18 protein-coding genes are annotated in these 20,970 nt (G+C 63.2%); 5 read left to right on the forward strand and 13 right to left on the reverse strand.

The window, feature by feature from the left end; genetic code table 11:
- The first annotated feature begins 53 nt into the window (after positions 1-53).
- On the forward strand, positions 54-3,743 hold the full coding sequence (gene cobN, locus QZ186_RS00410; protein WP_296415059.1) for a cobaltochelatase subunit CobN: 3,690 nt from the start codon (positions 54-56) through the stop codon (positions 3,741-3,743).
- On the opposite strand, the gene QZ186_RS00415 is transcribed toward cobN, so the two are convergent.
- Genes QZ186_RS00415 through QZ186_RS00445 form a run of 7 tightly spaced genes read right to left on the reverse strand, consistent with a single transcriptional unit; the run spans position 3,740 to position 9,905 of the window.
- Positions 3,740-4,273, reverse strand: a complete 534-nt coding sequence (locus QZ186_RS00415; RefSeq protein ID WP_296415060.1) for a hypothetical protein — start codon at positions 4,271-4,273, stop codon at positions 3,740-3,742. The two genes, cobN and QZ186_RS00415, sit on opposite strands and share 4 nt — an antisense overlap.
- Positions 4,274-4,300: 27 nt before the next feature.
- Positions 4,301-4,948, reverse strand: a complete 648-nt coding sequence (locus QZ186_RS00420) for a PHP domain-containing protein (RefSeq protein ID WP_296415061.1) — start codon at positions 4,946-4,948, stop codon at positions 4,301-4,303.
- Entirely contained in the window at positions 4,948-5,538 is a 591-nt protein-coding gene (gene hemJ / locus QZ186_RS00425; protein ID WP_247478481.1) for a protoporphyrinogen oxidase HemJ, read from the reverse strand. Before hemJ ends, QZ186_RS00420 begins: the two co-directional genes overlap by 1 nt.
- Before the next feature lie 26 nt (positions 5,539-5,564).
- Positions 5,565-7,088, reverse strand: coding sequence for a cryptochrome/photolyase family protein (locus QZ186_RS00430; protein ID WP_296415063.1), 1,524 nt, complete (start codon positions 7,086-7,088; stop codon positions 5,565-5,567).
- A complete protein-coding gene (locus QZ186_RS00435) occupies positions 7,085-7,342 on the reverse strand; it encodes a hypothetical protein (RefSeq protein WP_050778481.1) in 258 nt (85 codons plus the stop codon). The genes QZ186_RS00430 and QZ186_RS00435 overlap by 4 nt, the downstream gene beginning before the upstream one ends.
- Before the next feature lie 35 nt (positions 7,343-7,377).
- A complete protein-coding gene (gene uvrC / locus QZ186_RS00440) occupies positions 7,378-9,426 on the reverse strand; it encodes an excinuclease ABC subunit UvrC (RefSeq protein WP_296415065.1) in 2,049 nt (682 codons plus the stop codon).
- The gene (locus QZ186_RS00445; RefSeq protein ID WP_010317037.1) at positions 9,423-9,905 is read right to left on the reverse strand and encodes a flavin reductase family protein; all 483 of its coding nucleotides are present in this window, start codon (positions 9,903-9,905) and stop codon (positions 9,423-9,425) included. The genes uvrC and QZ186_RS00445 overlap by 4 nt, the downstream gene beginning before the upstream one ends.
- 83 nt (positions 9,906-9,988) lie before the next feature.
- Here QZ186_RS00445 and coaD point away from each other — a divergent pair, with 83 nt between their 5' ends.
- A complete protein-coding gene (gene coaD, locus QZ186_RS00450; protein WP_010317039.1) occupies positions 9,989-10,465 on the forward strand; it encodes a pantetheine-phosphate adenylyltransferase in 477 nt (158 codons plus the stop codon).
- 20 nt (positions 10,466-10,485) lie between these two features.
- Positions 10,486-11,424 carry a hypothetical protein gene (locus QZ186_RS00455; RefSeq protein WP_247478486.1) on the forward strand — a complete coding sequence of 313 codons (939 nt, stop codon included), beginning with the start codon at positions 10,486-10,488 and terminating at the stop codon, positions 11,422-11,424.
- On the opposite strand, the gene QZ186_RS00460 is transcribed toward QZ186_RS00455, so the two are convergent.
- The 5 genes from QZ186_RS00460 to dapF form a co-directional block, all read right to left on the reverse strand.
- On the reverse strand, positions 11,421-12,527 hold the full coding sequence (locus QZ186_RS00460; RefSeq protein WP_296415068.1) for a D-alanyl-D-alanine carboxypeptidase/D-alanyl-D-alanine-endopeptidase: 1,107 nt from the start codon (positions 12,525-12,527) through the stop codon (positions 11,421-11,423). The two genes, QZ186_RS00455 and QZ186_RS00460, sit on opposite strands and share 4 nt — an antisense overlap.
- Before the next feature lie 164 nt (positions 12,528-12,691).
- Positions 12,692-13,207, reverse strand: coding sequence for a DUF4330 domain-containing protein (locus QZ186_RS00465; RefSeq protein WP_296415070.1), 516 nt, complete (start codon positions 13,205-13,207; stop codon positions 12,692-12,694).
- A gap of 62 nt (positions 13,208-13,269) precedes the next feature.
- Positions 13,270-13,959 carry a DUF1995 family protein gene (locus tag QZ186_RS00470; RefSeq protein ID WP_029626306.1) on the reverse strand — a complete coding sequence of 230 codons (690 nt, stop codon included), beginning with the start codon at positions 13,957-13,959 and terminating at the stop codon, positions 13,270-13,272.
- Between the two features lie 24 nt (positions 13,960-13,983).
- On the reverse strand, positions 13,984-15,171 hold the full coding sequence (locus QZ186_RS00475) for a cysteine desulfurase family protein (RefSeq protein ID WP_296415073.1): 1,188 nt from the start codon (positions 15,169-15,171) through the stop codon (positions 13,984-13,986).
- Positions 15,168-16,292, reverse strand: a complete 1,125-nt coding sequence (gene dapF / locus QZ186_RS00480; protein WP_247478497.1) for a diaminopimelate epimerase — start codon at positions 16,290-16,292, stop codon at positions 15,168-15,170. The genes QZ186_RS00475 and dapF overlap by 4 nt, the downstream gene beginning before the upstream one ends.
- A gap of 44 nt (positions 16,293-16,336) precedes the next feature.
- On the opposite strand from dapF, the gene QZ186_RS00485 reads away from it, so the two are divergent.
- Together QZ186_RS00485 and leuS are read left to right on the forward strand one after the other, a co-directional pair.
- Positions 16,337-16,576 carry a hypothetical protein gene (locus QZ186_RS00485; RefSeq protein WP_010317051.1) on the forward strand — a complete coding sequence of 80 codons (240 nt, stop codon included), beginning with the start codon at positions 16,337-16,339 and terminating at the stop codon, positions 16,574-16,576.
- Positions 16,577-16,618: 42 nt separating this feature from the next.
- Positions 16,619-19,267 (forward strand): leucine--tRNA ligase, encoded by a 2,649-nt coding sequence (leuS, locus tag QZ186_RS00490; protein WP_296415075.1) that lies wholly within the window; start codon positions 16,619-16,621, stop codon positions 19,265-19,267.
- A gap of 4 nt (positions 19,268-19,271) precedes the next feature.
- Here the strand turns inward: leuS and QZ186_RS00495 are convergent, their stop codons facing one another.
- A complete protein-coding gene (locus QZ186_RS00495) occupies positions 19,272-20,873 on the reverse strand; it encodes a glucose-6-phosphate isomerase (RefSeq protein ID WP_247478500.1) in 1,602 nt (533 codons plus the stop codon).
- Positions 20,874-20,970: the final 97 nt, after the last annotated feature.

Below are 20,970 nucleotides of genomic sequence, written 5' to 3' on the forward strand. Positions count from 1 at the left end.
TCCTCTCACTGCTGGGTGCCCAAGCGCGAGTGCTGAACCAGCAAGATGGAGCAATGCACCGTCTTGCGGCTGTCCCTGGTAGCCACAGCCCTGATGACGGGGTGACCTACGTGGAGCAACCCGGGGCGGAGCTGGTGTTCCTCTCCAGCGCCGACACCGACTTGGCTGCCCTGTCGGCCTGCCTGGATCAGCACAGTTGTCCGGCAGGAGCGGCTCGCCAGATCCAAGGTCTCAACCTGGCCAGCCTGCAGCACCCAGCGGTTCTCGATCACTACATCCGCACCAGCCTTGGCGGCACGCAGCTGGTGTTGATCCGACTGCTTGGCGGACGCGGGCACTGGAGTTATGGCCTCGAGCAGTTCCGGCAGTGGGCCTCTGCAGACTCCAAACGAGCGCTGGTGGTTCTGGCGGGGACCGCCGATGAGGACGAGGCCCTTGCCAGCCTCAGCAGCGTTCCCGCTGAACTCGCCACAGCCAGCAGCCGCTGCCTCCGGGAAGGGGGTACATCCAATCTTCTGGAGGTCCTGGGCTCCCTTGGCCACTGGCTCGATCACGGCCAGCTGCAGCTCCCCCAAGTCCACGCCGTTGAGGACCCGAAAGCCCACGACTGGCGTGACGATGTCGGACCGCGTGTCGGTGTCATCCTCTACCGGGCGCTCCTGCAGTCCGGTGATTTGGCCTTGCCCGAGGCCCTGCTCGACTCCCTCAGAACACAGGGGCTCGCCCCGCGGGCTCTCTGGGTCAGCAGCCTCAGGGACCCAGGGGTCCAGCGAGGAACCCTGGATCTGCTCCAGCGCGAACAGGTGGCGGCTGTGGTCTGCACCACCTCCTTCGCCTCGGTGCAGTTCGCTGAAGCAGGGCTCGGTGCCCCGCTGTGGGACGCGCTCGGTGTTCCTGTCTTCCAGCTGCTCTGCAGCACCCAAACGCAGGAGGCTTGGAGCGCCAGTCCAGTTGGTCTGTCCTCCCTGGATCTGACCCTGCAGGTGGCGATGCCGGAGCTCGACGGTCGCATCAGCACACGCGTTGGCGCCTTTAAGGAGCTGACCAGAGCTGATGCGCGCTTGGCCACAGCTCTGCATCGCTACTTACCGGAGCGGGAGCGGCTCGATTGGGTTGCGCAATTGGTGCAGCGCTGGTGCAGCCTGCGCGAGACCCCGGCGTCCGATCGCCGTCTGGCCTTGGTGCTGGCGAACTATCCAACCCGCAATGCGCGATTAGCCAACGGCGTCGGGCTCGACACCCCAGCCAGCGCTGCGGCGATGCTGCATTGGCTGAAGCAAGCGGGCTATGGACTACCGGAGCAGCTGCCAAGCGACGGAGACGGCCTGATTCAGGCGTTGCTCGCCGGACGGACGAATGACCCTGAAAGCACTCACCTGAAGGCCCTAGATCACCTTCCCCTTGCCGACTACCTGGCTTGGTTTGACGGAATCCCCGCAGCAGCTCGCAGCCGCCTGGAAGCCCAATGGGGTTCACCAAAACAGGATCCGTCGCTGGAGAAGGAGGGCTACCCCATCCATGGCCTGCAATACGGCCATGTGGTGGTGATGATCCAGCCGTCCCGGGGTTACGAGAGGGACCCAAGCCTCAGCTACCACTCCCCGGATCTGGTGCCGACCCACCACTACCTGGCCCACTACCTCTGGCTGAACCAAGCCGCAGCGGTCCAGCTGGTCTGCCATGTGGGCAAGCACGGCAACCTCGAGTGGCTTCCTGGAAAGGGACTTGGACTCTCGCCAGGCTGCTTCCCGGAACTGGCCTTAGGCCCGATCCCCCACCTCTATCCGTTCATCGTCAATGACCCGGGTGAGGGCTCCCAGGCCAAGCGCCGAGCCCAGGCGGTCATCCTCGATCACCTCACCCCACCTCTTGGTCGTGCAGGACTCCATGGCGACTTGCGGGAACTCGAGGCTCTGATTGATGAGTACTGGGAATCCGTACAGCTAGGCAGTGCTCGGAGCGAGACGCTCCGCAGCGCGATCCTGACGCAACTGAGCCGCAGCGAACTCAGCGACGTCTTGGCCGCGGGCGACGCTGCGGATCCCCTCGATGCCGCCGACGGCTACCTCTGTGAACTCAAGGAAGCCCAGATCCGAACCGGTCTGCATCGCTTCGGCTCCCTTCCTGAGACGGAGGCCCTCGCTGAACTGCTGGCCTGTCTGGCCCGTCCCCCCCAGGAGGGTGGTCTCGGTCTAACCCAGGCCCTTGCCCTCGATGCGGCCTTGCAGCTGGACCCCTGGAGTGACCCAGAAGAATCCCCCCTCGAGCCCGTCGATCAGCAGCGGCTACTCGCCCTCGGCCTCAGACACCCCAGGGTCTGCGGGGATGCCATCGCCTGGCTTGAAGATCAGGCGCTTGATCTCTGCCGCTCACTTCTGGGCGAAGTGCACAGCCACGAGGCCGTCGGGCAACACACCGAGCAGGTGCTGGAGCGTCTTGGCCAACGGCTCGTGCCGAATCTGCTTGGCTGCGGTGAGGCCGAGCGCACGGCCTTTCTGCGTGGTGTAGCAGGTGATCGGATCGCGGCGGGGCCCTCCGGTGCCCCCACCCGTGGACGGCCGGATCTTTTACCGACGGGCCGCAATTTCTACAGCGTTGATTTGCGCGGGCTGCCGACGGAAGCAGCCTGGGACCTGGGTCGACGTAGCGCAGAACTCCTGCTCGATCAGCATTTGATGGAGGAGGGGGAGCCCCTTCGCCATCTCGCCCTGTCGGTCTGGGGCACCAGCACGATGCGCAATGGCGGTGAGGACATTGGCCAGGCCCTGGCCTTGCTGGGCGTCCGCCCGGTCTGGGATGGACCCAGTCGACGGCTGGTGGACCTGGAGTTGATTCCCCTCTCGGCCTTAGGTCGGCCCCGGGTGGATGTGACCCTGCGGATCTCAGGACTCTTCCGAGACGCCTTTCCCCAGCTGGTGGCGTGGGTCAACCGCGCCACGGCTCTGGTGGCTGCAGCCGATGAATCGGCTGAGGAGAACCCGCTCGCGCAAGCCGCGCAAAGGGATGGTCATGCCTGGCGGGTCTATGGCTCAGCCCCTGGGGCCTATGGAGCGGGCCTTCAAGGTCTGATCGACAGTGGTGACTGGGAGGGGCGTGGTGATCTGGCCGAGGCCTACCTGAATTGGGGCAGCTGGCGCTACGAGGGTGATGGCACTGGTGCCCTGCGCATTGCCTCCGACCGGGATGGTTTTCAGCAGCGCCTCTCGTCAGTCCAGGTCGTGCTGCAAAACCAGGACAACCGTGAGCATGACCTTCTGGATTCCGATGACTATTACCAGTTCCAGGGCGGGCTGAGTGCTGCGGTCGAGTCCGTTCGTGGTGTCGCACCAGCGGTTTGGTTCGGGGACCATTCACGCCATCAGCGGCCCCGCATCCACCGCCTGGAGAAGGAGTTCGACAAGGTGCTCCGCTCCCGCGTTCTCAATCCGCGCTGGATTGAAGGCATGCAACAGCACGGCTACAAGGGTGGCTTCGAGATGGCCGCCAGCCTCGATTACCTCTTCGCCTACGACGCGAGCACCGGTCGGGTTCCCGACTGGAGCTACGGCTCAATCTGCCAGCAGTGGCTTGAATCTCCCGAGGTTTTGGAGTTCCTGAAAACCCACAACCCTTGGGCCCTACGGGACATGGGCGAACGCCTGCTTGAGGCCCATCACCGCGGGCTCTGGAGCGGGGCACAAAAAAACCAGCTCGCGCATCTGCGTGAGCTGGTCTTGAATGCGGAGGCGCTGATCGAGGGTTAGAGGTCCTTGACCCAGCCCTTGAAGGCACCAATGTCCCCGGGCTTCGCCGTGCTCGTCGGGGTGGTGGGCTGTGCTTCGGCCTGCTGAGCTTTCTCTTGCTGCTTCTGGGCGTTGATGGCGGCAGGGCCACCGGGGACGTTCACGCCGACGGAGGAACCACGCTTGCGCTCGTCCAGCTCGGCCTGGCTCATCGGCTCGCAGAACGTCTTCTTGACTTCCTTCGGGATGCCACCCGTCAGATCGGTCTGCACCTCAGGTTTTTTCGGGTCACCAAGCCCATCAGATTTGATGACACGACGGGCCGTCATCGAGGCGACCTCGTCAACGATTTCCTTGCTCCCAGGGCTGGCAGCGGTGCCGGGGAAGGTGCGACGGATCGTGTTCGACTGACGCATGAAGTCGACATTCCCCATGCTGCTGGAGGAATCGGCGTCGAGGAAGAACGCTTCCTCCTTCTTCTTCGCTGGCTCCCGCTTGGTCAGGGGAGACTGCGACTGGTTATTGCCGAGCAGGCGATCAAACAGGCCCATCGCAAGGGTTCAGGATCTCCGGAAACCCTAGCGGCCACAAAGCTCGAACCCATGGGTATCGGTACCGCAACTTCGCAGAAGTGCGTGTTTGGTCAGAAGTTCTGAGACCGAGTCGCACACCAACGGCGTCGGACGCCATTGCGGCTGCATGTCGTAGTCGTAGTAGGCCTCGGCCCCATCGAACCCCAGATCTGCGGCCGCGGGGATCAATCGCTGAAACGGCAGTCGATACCGGCCGGGGTGGGCCAGCAACGCCAATCCCCCAGCGGAATGGAGCCGGCGCCTGACCTCGCTGGCCTTCAGCGCTTCCCCGATCGGAGCTTGGCCCTGGCGATAGGGCTCCAGCGCAGGGTGTTCGGGATCAAAACCAAGACCGAGGACATGAACAAGGCAGCCCTCCAGCAGGCAGCTGATCTCGATGCCACTCCAGAGTTGGGGCGGGCTCATCCCGCTCTCGACCTGTTGCTCAAACCAGCGCTGGATTGGCAAAAAAGCAGCTGTGCTGTGGTGATCGGTGACCGCCAAATGCTCCAGGCCGATGGAGAGGGCCTGCTGGGCCAAGGCCTCAGGCGCGAGGCTGCCGTCGCTGTTGGTGGTGTGGCAGTGGAAATTCAGCCGCGTTGGGCAGCATTCAGCCGTGACGGATTGCAGGACCGGAATCAGGGGATGGCGCACTAGCTGGCTGCGGCGGCTTCCTTCTCGGCCCGGAGGCGGCGCCAGCGGGCATAGAACTGAATGGAGGCGGCCATGAAGACCACCAGGGCCACGATGAACCAGGTGGCGGCTCCGGTTGGGAACTGGTTCTTGAAGACCACCAGCATCACAACGATCACCAACAGCAAGGTCGGCAGCTCATTGAGGGCCCGCAGTTGTTTGGGACTCCAGCCGCAGCTCCCCTGTTGCAGCTGCCCCATCAGGCGATAACAAAAGAAGTGATAGGCCAGCAGGGCCGCGACAAAGGCCAACTTGGCGTGCATCCATCCCTGCTGCAGCCAGGCAGGGTTGGCCACCAACAGGCCAATGGCCATCGAGACAGCCACCACCATTCCCGGTGTGGTGATGATGTTGGCCAGACGCTTTTCCATCAGCCCGTACTGGGCCTGGAACGCATCCTTGAGGGCAGGCTCGAGCTCCTCGGCCTCCCGGTGATAGATGAACAGCCTGACGAGATAAAAGAGTCCGGCGAACCAGACCACCACGCCGACGATGTGGAGGGTCTTGAACCAGAGGTAAGCCTCAGGAGGAAGGGCCGCCAGGGTGATCACAGGCCGGAGCCGAACTGGGCAACAAGTTAGGCGCCACCACTGGCCGCCAGGGCGCGATGGTTGGCCGCGGTGCTGCGGATCGCAGCCAGCTCCTCCTCCGGAAGCTTGCTGAGCTGCTTCATCACCAATCCCATCCTGTGGTTACGCCTGAGTTCAGGTTCATGGCGTGCCAAAAAATCCCAATAGAGGCTGTTGAAGGGGCAGGCCTTGGGACCAGTGCGCTGTTTGACGTCGTAGGAGCAGCCTTTGCAGTAGTTGCTCATGCGCTTGATGTAGTTGCCGCTGGCCGCATAGGGCTTGCTGGCCAGGCGACCGCCATCGGCAAAGACCCCCATGCCGAGCACGTTCGTCAGCATCACCCAATCGAAGCCGTCGATGAACATCCGGTGGAACCAGGCCGTTAAGGCTTGGGGATCCAAGCCGGCCAGCAGGCCGTAATTCGCCAGGAGCATCAGGCGTTGGATGTGGTGGGCGTATCCACTGCTCTCGATTTCCGCAAAAACAGTGTCGAGGCAACGCATCCCGCTCCCCCCAAGCTGCTCAAACCACTGCGGCAGGGGCTCTGAAGCCCCGAAATGGTTGACCTCTGCGTACTGCTCTCCAAACCAGTGATAGAGGCCGTGGGTGTACTCCCGCCAGCCCAGGATCTGACGAATCACTCCCTCGAGTCCCGCCAGGGGCACCTGCCGCTCAAGGCCCTCCCGCTCCAGCCGCTGAATGACCTCCAGGGGATGGAGCAGTCCCAGATTCAGGTAAGGGGAGAGCAGTGCATGCCACAGGGTGGGCTCACCGCTGACCATGGCGTCCTGAAAAGGACCAAAGCCTGAGAGGCGGGTCTGAGTGAAGTGATCCAGGACCTGCAGGGCCTGGTCACGATTGACCGCCCAGCGAAAGGGTTGGGTCTCCCCTGGCAAGCCATGGCGCTGCTGCAGCCCCTCAACCTTCTCGATGACGGCCCTGGTCACGGCATCGGGCTCGAACCAGAGTGGGGCTGGACCGCTCAGACCTTTCGTTGGGGGCTTGCGGTTCTCCTGGTCGTAATTCCACTGGCCGCCAAGGGGTGAATCGGCGGTCTCCATCAGAACGCCAAAACGCTTGCGCCCTTCGCGGTAGAAGAGCTCCATACGCAGTTGCTTGTAGCGCCCTGCCCAAGCCGCAAAGTCTTCCCGGCTCCAGAGGAAGGCATTGCTTTGCATCCAGTGGATGGGAATGGGCAATGACAACCGCTCAATGGAGCGGCGAAAACCGCGATCCACCGGCTCCATCAGCCGCAGTTCCTGGATCCCCTGCTCTTGGATCCAGGCCAAGAGTGCGCTGCTGAACGTCTCCGTCTGGATGTAGTCCACAGTCCAGCCCTGGTCGCGGAGGTCGGCGGCGAAGTGGCGCATGGCACTCCACACCAGAACCATTTTTTGAGCGTGATACGCCCGTTGCTCCAGGACCGAACTGCTCTCCAGCAGCAACACCCGGCAGTCCTCAGGCCTGGCACTGGCCAGAGCTGACTGATCAGGGTTGAGCTGATCACCCAACACCCAGATGCCGATGCTCATGCAGGCTCCCCAGCCAAGCGGCAGGCCTTGGTGGCCACGGCCTGGGCATAGCCGCGTTCGACCAGTCCCGCCGCCGGCGAAAGCTGACCGTTGCGGCAGTCGATCACGATCCGCTCACGGTGGCCCCGCTGATCGCTGATGCGCATCCTCAGCTGGAAGTGATGTTTGGCGCTGCGGCTGATCTCGTCGGCGCAGATGGGGCCAATGCACAACCCGGGCGCAGCCCAGGCCGCTGCGGGAGCCAGCAACAGCATGGCAATGATCGAAGCCAGGATCCAACGCAAGGGCTTCACCCAGCCAGCTCCAACGGTCGATCATTCTCGAGGTCAACCGCGTCCTCCTGGGGCTGGCCCGCGCCAACCTCATCGCCGCCAGGGTGGAAGTGGTCCCAGATCACCTTGGCGAGACCAGCCCCCATTCCTGGAGCTGCCGCCAGGGCCTCGGGGCTGGCGAGCTGAATCGCGTCGATGGAGCGGAAATGGGCCAGCAACTCCTTGATCCGCTTGGGTCCAAGGCCAGGGATGTCTGAGAGACGGGAGCGCTTCATCCGCTCACCCCGCTGCTGACGGTGGAAGCTGACGGCGAAACGGTGGGCTTCGTCGCGAAGCCGCCGTAGGAGCTGAACGCCGAGCTGCTCCGGTTCGCTCTCCAACGGCTCCTTTACACCGGGAATGAAGACCTCTTCGCGTTGTTTGGCCAGGGAACAGACAACGAGATCCTCATCGAGGTTGAGCTCCCGTAGGGCCTCCATCACCGCAGAGAGCTGACCCTTGCCGCCGTCGATCATCACCACGTCCGGCCAGTCATTGAGCCCGCCCGTGTGAAGCGCTGAGCCTGCCGATCGCCGCAGTTCCTTGAGATCGGCACCGGCAGCCTTGGCCTGGGCCCAGCGGCGGAAGCGACGCCGCATGATCTCGGCCATGGCCATGAAGTCATCGGAATGACCGGAGCGGATCGAGCTGCTCTGGATCTTGTATTTGCGGTAGTGCTGCTTGGCCGGCAAGCCATCGATAAACACCACCTGCGATGCCACCGCATCGCTGCCCTGGATATGGCTGATGTCATACCCCTCGATCCGGCGGGGAGGGGTGTTCAGCTCCAGCAGCTGCGCCAGATCCTCGGTGGCGAGGAGGTTTTGTTCGCTGGCGCGGCGGGCCCGTTCCAGTTCGTAGTTGGCGTTGCGTTCGACCAACTCGATCAGGTCGGCCTTTTGGGCCCGTTGGGGCACGGACAGACGCACCTTGCGGCCACGAAGCTCCGAAAGCCAATCCTCAAGCAACTGCTGTTGGGGCAAGGGGGCCTGGAGCAGGAGTTCGGGTGGAATCTCAACCCCTTCGACCTGGCTGTAGTGCTCCTCGATCACGGTCTGCAGGATCCGCCCCATGGCAGCGCGACGCGCTTCCGAAGGGGGCAGGTCGCCTCCCGCCCCCTCCTCCGCTGAAGGCATGCCAATGGCATCGGCGGTGAAGCCAAGCCGGCCGACGAGCTTTCCGGCCCGCATTTGAAACAGCTGCACTGCCGCCACCCGCTCGTCGGCAGCCATGGCCAAGACATCGCGTGAGATCGAGCTATCGCCAAGGCTCATCTTCTGATCCGCCGTCAGCGTGTCGATGCCCTGGAGCTGATCGCGCACCCGGGCAGCACTCTCAAAATCCAGGCGCTCGGCGTAGCGCTCCATTTGCTCATGGAGCAGGTCCAGCAGCTCTTCATTGCGTCCCTGGAAGACCATCGCCACCTGCCTCAAGGTGCGGTGGTAGTCCTCGGAGCTGATCTTTTCTTGGCAGACCCCAGGGCAGCGACCGATGTCGTAATTCAGACAGGTCCGATCACGATGGAGCGGCTGGGGGCGCTGACGCAGGGGAAAGACCCGTTTGACCAAGCCCAGGGTGCGCCGCAACAGGCCAACATCCACATAGGGCCCATAAAAACGATCCAGGGGTGAGCGGAAGCGCCGCCTGCGGGTGATGAAGATGCGCGGGTAGGCCTCGCTCCAGGTGATGCAGAGGTAGGGATATTTCTTGTCGTCCTTCAGCAGCACGTTGAAGTGCGGCTGGTGGTTCTTGATCAGGTTCGCCTCAAGGGCGAGGGCCTCTGCCTCGCTGTCGGTGACGATGAACTCGATCTCACAGACCTGCCTCACCATCAGGGCGATGCGCGGGGAGTGGCCATGGCCACTCCCGCTTTGGAAGTAACTGCGGACCCGGTTGCGCAGCACCTTGGCTTTTCCGATGTAGAGGATTCGGTCCTCCGCATCCCGCATCAAATAACAACCAGGCTCAGTCGGTACCTCCTTGAGGCGAGCCTTGAGCCGAGCTGGGTCCTGCAGCAGAGACTTCAACCGCCGTACTGCCAGCCGGTGCTGCTGAGTTCGAGGGCCGCGCCATCGCGGTGAAGAACGGCACTCTTGACCTCACCGACAAACACGGTGTGATCGCCATGGGCGACCTGGCCGATGAGCTCACACTCGACTCCACCGAGGGCGTCGTTGAGGATCGGCAGGCCCAGTTCGCCGAGGCTGAAGGGAGCCGCGTCAAAACGGCCACCGACGCCCTTCTGGGGTTTGAAGAAGACGGCAGCTAAATCCTTCTGGTCGGCCGCGAGGACGTTCAACGAGAAGCGCTTGGTGCGCTGAATCATCCCGTTACTGGTGCTGTCGGAGCGGACGGCCATGACCACCAGCGGCGGCTCGAACGAGCCCTGGGTCACCCAGCTGGCGGTGAAGCCGTTGACCTCTTCCCCTTCAGCCACACCACAGATGAAGACCCCGTGGGGAATCTTGCGAAGCAAGGTCTTCTTGGCGTCGGCGTTCAGTGCCATGGATCAGGCCCTCAGAGCCCAAACTCTAGGAACAGCAGGGCCTTTGCGGGTCTGAGCGAGCCTTCTCTTTCTAGGATCGACGGATGAAAGTCCTGTACCCCGGCAGCTTCGACCCCCTGACCCTTGGGCATCTGGATGTGATCGAACGGGGTTCCCATCTGTTCGATGGCCTGGTGGTTGCCGTGCTGCGCAACCCGGGTAAAAACCCTTGCTTCAGCGTTGAGCAGCGGATCGAGCAGATCCGTGGAGCGACGGGTCATCTCCAACGGATCGAAGTGGCGGCATTCGACGGGCTCACGGTTGAATTCGCCGAGCGCTGTGGTGCCGGCGTGATTCTGCGGGGCCTGAGGGCGTTGAGCGACTTCGAATACGAACTGCAGATCGCGCATACCAATAAAAGTCTGGCTCCGAAGCTGGAGACGCTGTTTCTCGCAACGGCAACGGCCCACAGCTTTCTCAGCAGCTCGGTCGTCAAGGAGGTGGCCCGTTTCGGCGGACCGGTTGGTCACATGGTCCCCACAGGAGTGGCAGAAGATCTGGCGAGGCTTTTTAATCAGTAGTCCCTCCACGCACCCCGCTGATGTCTGAGACGCAGCTGACCTCCGTGCTCGACCAGCTGGATCAACTGGAGGAAGTCGTTCTCGACGGCACCCGGGTTCCCTTCAGTGGCGGGCGTTTGGTCAACGAGCAGGACGCCATCGAATTGATGGATGCCGTGCGGGATGCTCTGCCCGGTCAGTTGGTCAAAGCCGACGAACTGGTGGCCAAAAAGGATGAGTTCATCCAGCAGGCCCGCCAAAAGGCGGACGACATCGTTGCCCAGGCCAAGCAGCAGCGGGATCAGCTGATTAATAGCCAGTCGATCCGCAGTGAAGCCGAGCGGCAGGTGGCGGAATTGCGCGACCAGGCCCGCCAGCAGTGCGAGCAGATGATCGCCCAGGCCCGGCAACAGGTCGCCAAGACAGAACAGGAGCATCAAGCCAGGCTGGCTCAGCTGGAGCAACAGTTCAGCCAGCGCCGTCAGCAACTCGAACAGGAAGGGCTGCAACGCCGCCAGCAGCTTGATCAAGAAGCGATCGAGCTCAAGCGACAGCTCAGCGAGCAACACGAGGCAGCACGGAAGCAGAGCCTCACGGAACTTGAGAAGGTTCGTGTTGAGGCCCTTCGTCTGCAGCAGAGCAGCCAGGCTGAAGCCGAGCGGGTGCAGGGCGATGCTCTGCAGTTCCGCCAGCAAACCCAGCAGCAGTGTGAGGCCCTCATCGCCCGCAGCCGCCAGGAAGCCAGCACGATCCAAGAAGGGGCGAACCGCTATGCAGAACAAGTCCTCGGTGAACTCGAGGATCGTCTGCGGGAGATGGGGCAGGTGGTTGTGGCTGGCAAGCGTGAGCTGGTGAAGCTCCAGGGTGTCAATCCAGCCTCACTGGTGCCGAACCCCGTTGCTGGTCAACAGCAGGCCGTGCCGATCAACCGCGCCCGCCGCGCCGCGGATCGCATTCGCAAGGCAGCCGGAAACCGCTAGGGGCAGAGCGCACCGTTGCGGGTCTGACGCAGCAGTTGTCCAATGACCGTATTGGGGGCGCTGGACCCGTTTGAAATCATGCTGATGTAGCGAGGCCCAGCGGGGGTGTTCAGCAATCCGCTGACGGAGCGCACTCCTCGAATCGTTCCGGTTTTGCCGAAAAACTGACCCTGCAACTCGGTGTCGTACCAGTAGTTGCGGAGGGTTCCACGCTCACCGGCAATGGCCATTGAGGCGAAGTAATGGTCGGCCATTGGGTGCTGCGCCATGCGCAACATCAATGCCACCAGCAGGCGGCTGGTGAGGCGGTTGCCGCGGTCGAGACCACTGCCGTCAACCACCTTGATCCCTGCCATCGGTAGACCTTGGGCGGCCAGCCATTGGCTTGTACGCCACTGGCTTGTGACTTGGTCCCAACTTCCAGCGGCCTGGCGCAGCAGGACCTCAGCAGTGAAGTTGTGGCTCTCGGTGTTCGCCAGGCTCAACAGGCCATGCATGCCGATCGAGCGTTCCTCATGGAGCAACACCGCACTGGAGGGGGGACTCCCATTGGGGGTCGGTGCCACGGTGCTGATGCTGGCCTGTCCTCCCTGACGTTTGATCTCTGCCGCCAACAGTTGTTGAAGGCGACTCGGTGGGTCGCTCACGGCCATCGCCTTGGCATTGCTGGTGACAGCCAGACGCGTAATCGGTGCGCCATAGGCCTCGACACGGTCCTCACCAGGCCAACCTGCCGGCCACCAGCGCTGGGGGGGCTCCTCCTGAAGTTGGATACGGACCGCAGAGGGAGTGGGTGAGCTGCTGCCGCCTTGTCCCAGCGCCAACTTGGCGAAGCGCTGGAGCTGGGGGGTGTTGAAGTCTGGATCCCCCTCACCGGTCAACAGGAGGCTTCCATCGGCCCTACGCCAGAGCCGGGTCGTGAGGCTGTAGTCGGGACCGAGACGGTCCAAGGCCATGGCCGTCGCGACCATCTTTTGGTTGGAGGCTGGGATACGGGGCGTTAAACCGTTCAGATCCGCCAGGAGCCGACCGGAGCCATCGCCAACGCTCACGCTCCAGACGCTGGCTTCGGCACCAAGCACCTGCCGCAGGCGTGTCTGCAACGCTGGACAGCTGACCTGGGTCTGCAGTTGCGGAAATCCCAGTGGAGGCGGTGGAGCAGGCAGGGAGATCGCCCGACTGTCAGGGGCGGCCGCCTGGAGGCCAAGCGAGGGGAACAGCGCTAGGCCAAGGCCACTCAGAACCCCTGCTCGCCGCCCCGCCATGGTCAGGAGGCCCCGAGTTGGAGCCCAGAGACGGAGCCATTGAGCCTGAATTCCCGTCCCTCCAACTCAATGGGAGCACCAATCTTGAGCGTCTGGTTTCCGAACACCACTCCACCGGCTCCCTTGCGGCCCTCCCCTTTGAGCACAAAGCGGGCATCCAGGTTGCCCAATTGCTGTTGGTTGGGATCGGGAGCGGTGACGACCTTCCCATCGGCCAGAACGGCGGCCAGTTGACGCTGCAGAGGAATGACGTCATCCACCGCCACCGAGCCGTGGGGCTGGTTGCGGATCACGATCGAGACCTTGCCTTGCTCCTTTGCAGCGGCGATGAGCGCAGGCGGATTGGCCACCGGGACGTTACGGACATCGACGAACACCGTCACTGGCTGCAAACCGCCGGTGGCTCGGGCGACTGCGCCACTGAGCTTGGGGCTCCACACCACACCGCCAATGGCCAAAACCACAGCCGCCGCAGCCCCCGCATCCACCAGCGAGAAACGACGCGACAACGAAGGCATGGCGGGGAGGCAGAGTTCGAACTGTACGGAGACTGGGCCGCCGAAACAAGCATTCGTGGGAGCTAGTTCTGGAGCCCCTCGATCAGGCGATCAACGGCCTTGAGTCCTCGAGCGACCCCGCCGCCTTCACCCTCAAGGGCGTCGGCCATCTGCTCAGCATCTGGCTTGAGCTCGAAGTCCTTGACGAAGCGATAGCCGTCGGGGTCTCGCCGGTAGAGCTGCCAGTCCAGGGGATAGGCACGTCTGAGTGCGCCCTCCCCGGTGGGGATGAGGGCATAGGCGGACTGCCAGGTGGCGAGGAAGCCCTTGCGACGCTCGCGCGCCACAGTCCCAATCCCCACCGCGGCATCCTCCAATTTTCCGTTCAGCAGAACAACACTGCCGCGGTGCTGAGCGCAGACGGCTTCAACGTCCTCGTAGTCCGCCGGGGTCGGGGCTACCAGGACCAGAAGCCCATCGCTACCGCCGTCGGCCTGCTGGAGTCGCTTGATTCCGCTGAGTTCGGTGATGCTGCCCGCCTGCTCCGCTGCGTCCCGCTTGGCCAGGGCCGCTGCACCGGCGTCAGGGAAGACCAAACGGGCCTCAGCATGGGCAGGCAACAGCGCTGCCAACAGGCGCAGCGAGACCGGCAGGATGCGCAGTCCTTCAAACCGAAATTCTGCGGTCCAGAAGCCTTTGGCTTGGCTGGCAAGGGCAGCGGCAATCGCTTCAACAGCTTCAGCTTCAGCGCGTCGCAGATCAGCGGGGAGCATCCGGGCCATGTCGTTCGGCCGACCCTAATCAGCCATCACTGCGGCGATGGCCTCCCGCAAAGCGATCGGGACAGGCGCAAGGTCAGCGTCGCGATGCCAGGACCCCAAACTGAGGCGCAGGCCGCTGGAGCTGCGCTCTGGTGCGATTCCCATGGCTTCGAGGATCGGACTGCCGGCCGCCTTGGAGCTGCTGCAGGCCGAGCCGCTGCTGATCCCGTAGCCCAGGCATGACATGGCCCGAACGACGGAGCGTCCGGAGAGGGGCACGCCCTGCGGCGACGCGACCAACAAGCTGATGTGATTCGCCAGGCGCTGTTCAGGATCCTGACGGGGATCAGGACCGGTCAGCTCCACTCCGGGCAGCTGGAGCAAACCCGTCAGCAGTGCGTCACGCCTTTCAATCAGCGGATCTTCCGCCCCTTGAAAGCGCTGGATGTTGAGCAACTCCAGAGCCTTGGCAAAGCCCGCAATCAAGGGCACCGGTTCGGTCCCAGCACGGATCCCCCGCTCCTGGCCGCCTCCGGCCTGGATTGGGCGGACTGGCACCTGATCCCGAATCAAGAGGGCGCCAACACCCCGGGGTCCACTGAGCTTGTGACTGGCGACGCTGAGTAAATCAATGGGCAGCGCATCGAAATCAATCGGCCGTTGCGCAGCCACCTGCACCGCATCGACGTGCAGCAGCACGCCTGCTTGACGGCAGAGCCGACCGATCAGGTCCATGGGCTGGAGGGTGCCGACCTCGCTCTGCCCCCAGATCAACGACACCAAACGGGTCGGTGGCGCGAGCCGGGACTCCAGGACCGCAAGATCAATCAAGCCCTGGCGATCCACCGGGATGCGCTCGAGCTGCCAACCCTGCCGTTGCAGCTGCAGCGCCGCCGCTTCGGTGGCGGGGTGCTCAACCGCAGAGAGCAAGAGCCGAGGTGCTGACCCTTGCCCGTCCCAGAGCTCAGCAGCGGAACCGAGCAGGGCGAGATGAATTGATTCGGAACCGCCGGAGGTAAAGATCAGGTCCCCACTGCAGCCCAGCTGAGCAGCGATCTGTTGGCGGCTGCGCTCGAGCTGTTCGGCGGCGGCCAGGCCGAAGGCATGCAGGCTGGATGGATTCGCCCAGGCCTCGCGATCCACCCGTTGGATCTCCGCCTGAACCTCTGGCGCCAACGGGGTGGTCGCGGCGCAATCGAGGTATTGGCGAAGATCCGAACTCATGGTTCGCGCTCGAAGCGGGCGCGGGTCCGAGACTCCAGGGAATTGGTGGCCAGGGTCACCAGATCATCCAGGGAGGTGCTGTTGAGCAGTGCCGCGACCTTGGCTCGGGCGGCTTCGCTGGGGCAATTGTCCGGGCGGATACAGCCGTTAGCGCAGACCGTCGCGCAGTCGATCTGATCGCCTGAATCGGCGGGGGGTTGGGACTGCTCCACGGCAGGGGGCACCATCTCCGTCTCTGCGGCCTGCCCACGCGCCGCGGCTACGGACTCGGCATCCGGGATGGAACCGTCGAACACATGCTCCGCCGGGCCGTCCATGAAGACCTTGCCGTTCATGGCGTCCCAGTGAATCTGCAGGGGGCCGCCCGGGAGGTCGATACGGGCTGTGCGCTCGGAGAGCCCCAGGCGATGGCAGGCCACCAGGGTGGCGCAGGCTCCGGTGCCGCAAGCGAGGGTTGGGCCTGCCCCGCGTTCCCAGACCCGCATCACCAGATGGGAGGGCGAGAGCACCTCGACGAAATGGACATTGGTTTTCGCCGGGAACGCGGGGTGGATCTCTAGCTGACTGCCAAAACGCTCCAAGTCGATTTCATCGACGGAATCCACAGGCACCACCACGTGGGGGTTGCCCATTCCGGCAGCGGCCACGGCAAACCGCTCGCCATCAATCTCCAGTTCGCCGCTGGGAAGCCCCGCCTCGCCGACCTCCAGGGTCGTTGGGATCTCGCTTGGCGTCAGGAAGGGCGCGCCCATGTCGACGCGAATCGTGCCGTCGGGGAGAAGCTCCGGAACGATCCGGCCCGCCAGGGTGTCGACCTGCCAGGTGCGGCCGGGGCCGTCCCCATCGCAATCGGCCAGGAATCGGGCCAGGCAGCGGATGCCGTTGCCGCACATCTCGGGTTCGGTGCCATCGGCGTTGAAGATGCGCATCCGCAACTCCCCTCCGCCGTTGGGTGGCAGGGCCAGGATCACGCCGTCGCCTCCCACCCCAAAGCGGCGATCGCAGAGCTGAACCACCAGCTCCGGAGTCAAACCAAAGAGGAAGTCCGTATCGCCCGATTGACGCCCATCGAGCATCAAAAAGTCGTTACCGAGACCTTGGTACTTGCTGAATTGGAACACGCGCGACAGCCTGTGAATGGAGGCCCACCAGTGCGCTCGATCCTATGGGGAGCAGTCGGGAATGGCGGCCAGGAGACCTCGACACCTCCCAGCCAGGAGTACGCCAAATCCAGGCCTGGATCCGCGAGCAGCTGCCCCTGTCGGTCCAGCTCCTCAACGGCAGCAGCGTCACCGGCAGACCGCTCTGGGTTGACGCTTGTTTTCTCGCACTGGAATCGGAGCCCGGCACCCCCAGCTTGCTGATCAATCGCGATGCCATCGCGATGCTGCGGCCCCTCGCCTAACAGCAGCTATGGGAGCATCACTGCTCCACTCCCGATCCGCCCGTGAGCGAGTCCAGCCGCTACCAACCCCAGGCCACTGAGGCCGGCTGGCAACGGGCCTGGAAGGCAAACGGTCTACACAGCACCCCAGAGATCAAGGCCGGCGACGAGGCCTTTTATGCCCTGTCGATGTTCCCCTACCCCTCAGGGAACCTGCACATGGGGCATGTCCGGAACTATGTGATCACCGATGTGGTCGCCAGGGTTCAGCGCTTGCGCGGCAAGAAAGTGCTGCATCCGATGGGCTGGGATGCCTTTGGTCTGCCCGCTGAGAACGCCGCCATTGAGCGGGGCGTGGATCCCGGTGCTTGGACGGACCAAAACATTGCCTCAATGCGCGATCAACTCGATCAGCTGGGGCTGTCGATTGATTGGGATCGGGAGCTGGCCACGTGTCACACCGATTACTACCGCTGGACCCAGTGGCTCTTCCTGCAGTTCCTCGATGGTGGGCTGGCCTACCAAAAGGACGCCACCGTTAATTGGGATCCGATCGACCAGACCGTGCTTGCCAATGAGCAGGTCGACAGCGAAGGGCGGTCCTGGCGCTCCGGTGCTCTCGTTGAGAAGCGCAAGCTGCGGCAGTGGTTCCTGAAGATCACCGATTACGCCCAGCAGCTGCTGGATGACCTGCCCAAGCTGGAGGGTTGGCCGGAGCGGGTGCGCACGATGCAGGCCAATTGGATCGGCCGCAGCACCGGAGCTGAGCTCCAGTTCAGTGTGGTCGACGCCAACGGCCAGGTCAGTGGCGAGCAGGTCACGGTGTTCACCACCAGACCCGACACCCTCTTTGGCGCCAGCTACGTCGTTCTGGCTCCGGAGCATCCGCTCGTCCCCGCCCTGACGACGGCGGCCCACCAGACCGAAGTCGAAGCGTTCTGTGACCTGGTGTCCCGCCAGAGCGAACAGGAACGGACGGCGGAGGACAAACCCAAGCGTGGTGTGTCCATTGGTGCCCAGGTGCGAAACCCCGCCAATGGAGAACTGATCCCGGTTTGGATTGCTGACTACGTCCTGGCGGAGTACGGCACGGGGGCCGTCATGGGAGTGCCCGCCCATGACCAACGGGATTTTCTGTTTGCCCGCCAGTACGAACTCCCGGTCAAGCAGGTGATCATTCCCGAGGGCAGTGACGAACATGCCTTTGAGGGTGGAGCCTGGACCGAATCAGGGGTCTTGATCCATTCCCAGGGCTTCGATGGGATGACCAACAAGGCGGCCAAACGGGCGATCACCGAAGCAGGGGAGAAGGAGGGTTGGGCCCGTGAGAAAGTCCAATTCCGCCTGAGGGATTGGCTGATTTCCAGGCAGCGTTACTGGGGCTGCCCGATTCCGGTGATCCACTGCGAGAGCTGCGGTGTTGTTCCGGTGCCGAATGAGCAGCTGCCGGTTGAACTGCCAAGGGATGTCGCCTTCAGCGGCAAGGGGGGCTCCCCCCTGGCCCAACTTGAAAGCTGGGTCAATGTCGACTGCCCCTGCTGCGGCAAACCAGCTCGCCGCGAGACCGACACCATGGACACCTTCATGTGTTCCAGCTGGTATTTCCTGCGCTACAGCGACGCCAAGAACACTCAGCTGCCGTTTGCGAAAGACGCCGTTGACCAGTGGTTGCCAGTTGATCAGTACGTCGGCGGTATCGAGCACGCCATCCTTCACCTTCTCTACTCGCGCTTCTTCACGAAGGTGTTGAGGGACCGAGGCCTCCTTGGTTTCGATGAGCCCTTTCAACGGCTACTCACCCAGGGAATGGTTCAAGGGATCACCTACAAGAACCCCAAAACAGGCAAGTACATCCCACCCGCTGAGGTGGCCGATGCCACGGATCCCCGTGACCCGTTAACGGGCGATCCCTTGGAGACCTTCTTCGAGAAGATGTCCAAGTCCAAGTACAACGGCGTCGACCCAGCGCTTGTCATCGACAAGTACGGCGCTGACACCGCGCGGATGTTCATCCTCTTCAAGGCTCCGCCGGAAAAGGACCTGGAGTGGGATGACGCGGACGTGGAAGGGCAGTTCCGCTTCCTGCAGCGCATCTGGCGTCTTGCCGATGCAGCTCTTGAGCGCGGCCTGAGTCTGGCCGGCGGCGCTGGTTCCCCGGAGTCGGTCGCTGAGCGTCTGGGCTCAGGCGAGGCACTCTCGGAGGCAGAACAAGAGCTGCGCCGTGCGGTTCACACGGCCATCCAAGAGATCACTGACGATCTCGATGGAGACGTTCAGTTCAATACGGCGGTGTCTGAGTTGATGAAACTCAGCAATGCCATGGGGACACATTTGGCTGCGAGCTCGGATGTGCTGGCCTGCGAAGCCCTGCGCACGCTCTTGGTCCTGCTGGCACCATTTGCGCCCCACCTGGCCGAGGAACTCTGGTTGAAGCTCGGAGGCCGGTCTGCGGATGAGGCTCTAGAGAACAGCAGCATCCACACGCAGCAGTGGCCTCAATGCGACGCGTCCGCCCTGGTGCGCGCCACCGTCCCCCTGGTGATTCAGATCAAGGGCAAGGTGCGCGGCAACCTTGAGGTGCCAGCCGACGCCGACAAAGCAACGCTCGAGCGCTTGGCGCTTGAGAGCGAGATCGCAGAGAAATGGCTGGAGGGCAAAGCCCCCAGCCGCGTCATCGTTGTCCCTGGACGGCTCGTCAACCTGGTCCCCTAGGGACCTAGTCGTGAATGAACACGAGGGACTCGGGCTGCCCCCAGTCCCCTTTGGCTGAGATGTGGCGACGGTTTGCGCAGAGGTGCCGCAGGATCCAGTAGAGGGGCTCGGCAGTCTCCAGGGCCAACTTGCCTTGGAGTTCGGCCAGGGTGTGTTCCCGCTGGTCAGCCATCACCATCTCCAACCTGGACTGCAGATCCAGAAGTGCTGCCGCGGCTTTCTTGCCGGCCTCAACGCCAGGTTGGTGGTAGGCGTTGACGTTGACCAACTCGCCGTAGAAGCCCACGGCGCGCTCGAACAGTGCAATCAGGGCACCCAGGCTGTGGGCGTTCAGACGCTGCATCGTGATGCTGAGGTTGAAGCGTCCTTCTTCAGTCAAGGCTGAACGGGTGCCCTGGAGGAAGCCGTCCAAGAAGTCGCCAGGATTCTCACCCTCCAGCGGCGGAATATCGCCTGGGTCCTCGAGCACCTCGACAAAGGTCACGAAGAAGTTGTCGACACCGTCGCGCAGTTGCTGCACGTAGGCGTGTTGGTCGGTCGAGCCTTTGTTGCCGTAGACCGCAATGCCCTGGTGGACGACCTGACCGTTGCGGTCCAACTTCTTACCCAGGCTCTCCATCACCAGTTGCTGGAGGTAGCGGCTGAAGACCTCCAGACGGTCGCGGTAGGGAAGCACAACCATGTCTCGCTGGCCCTTGCCGCCACAGGCGGAATACCAGGCAGCGGCCAACAGTGCAGCCGGGTTCTGATCAAAATCGGCCACCCGAGTGACCGCATCCATCTCAGCCGCACCCGCCAGGAACTCCCGGATGTCGGAGCCAATCAGAACGCCTGGGAGCAAACCCACAGCACTGGTAATGCTGGTTCGGCCGCCGACCCAATCGAACATGTCGAAGCGCGCCAACCAACCCGAGTCCTTCGCTTCACGATCGAGCTTGCTGTCGACCATCGTGACGGCGACGGCCTGTTGGGACCAACTTCCGCCGGCTGCCTCAACCGCACGACGCGCTTGAAGCATGCCGATATGGGGCTCGGGGGTTCCCCCGGACTTGCTGACCACAATCACCAGGGTGGTCTTCAGCCGCTCACCAATGGACGCCAAGGTCCGGCGCATTCCATCGGGATCGACATTGTCGAAGAAATGGAAGGGAAGGCCAGCTCCTGGATCCTGAAGGGCCCGAATCATCAAGAGGGGGCCAAGGCCAGAGCCGCCGATGCCGATCCAAAGCACGTCGGTAAAGCGCTGCCCAGAGCCATTGCCGATGGCTCCAGAGAGAACGTCGCGACCGAAGGACTCAATGCGATCGACTTCAGCCTGGATGTGAGCTCCACTGGCTGGATCGGGGGCGAGCTGAGGGTTGCGTAGCCAGTAGTGACCAACCTGGCGTTGCTCATCGGCGTTGGCGATGGAGCCGGACTCCAGGGCCGCCATGGCCTGGAAGGCCTGATCAAAACGAGGCTTTAAGGCAGAGAGGGTGGCCGAATCCAGGCCCATGCGGCTGACATCGAGCCAGAAGCCGAGCTTTTCGTTGTGCCAGAGCTGACTGCAGAACCTCTGCCACTGGCTCGCGGGGTCCAGAGCGGGGGCAGAGGGGCGGGAAGACATCAGGCCAGATCAAGCGGTCCGCCCTTTGAACCTATCGGTGAAATCCAATCAGGGATACCCTTTTTGGCGTTTCCTGAGGATTGAGCCGGGACCAGGT

Origin of the sequence: Vulcanococcus sp. DEBay_Sum29NL08_54, from assembly GCF_017859255.1 — a bacterium.
Taxonomy (GTDB): Bacteria; Cyanobacteriota; Cyanobacteriia; order PCC-6307; family Cyanobiaceae; genus Vulcanococcus.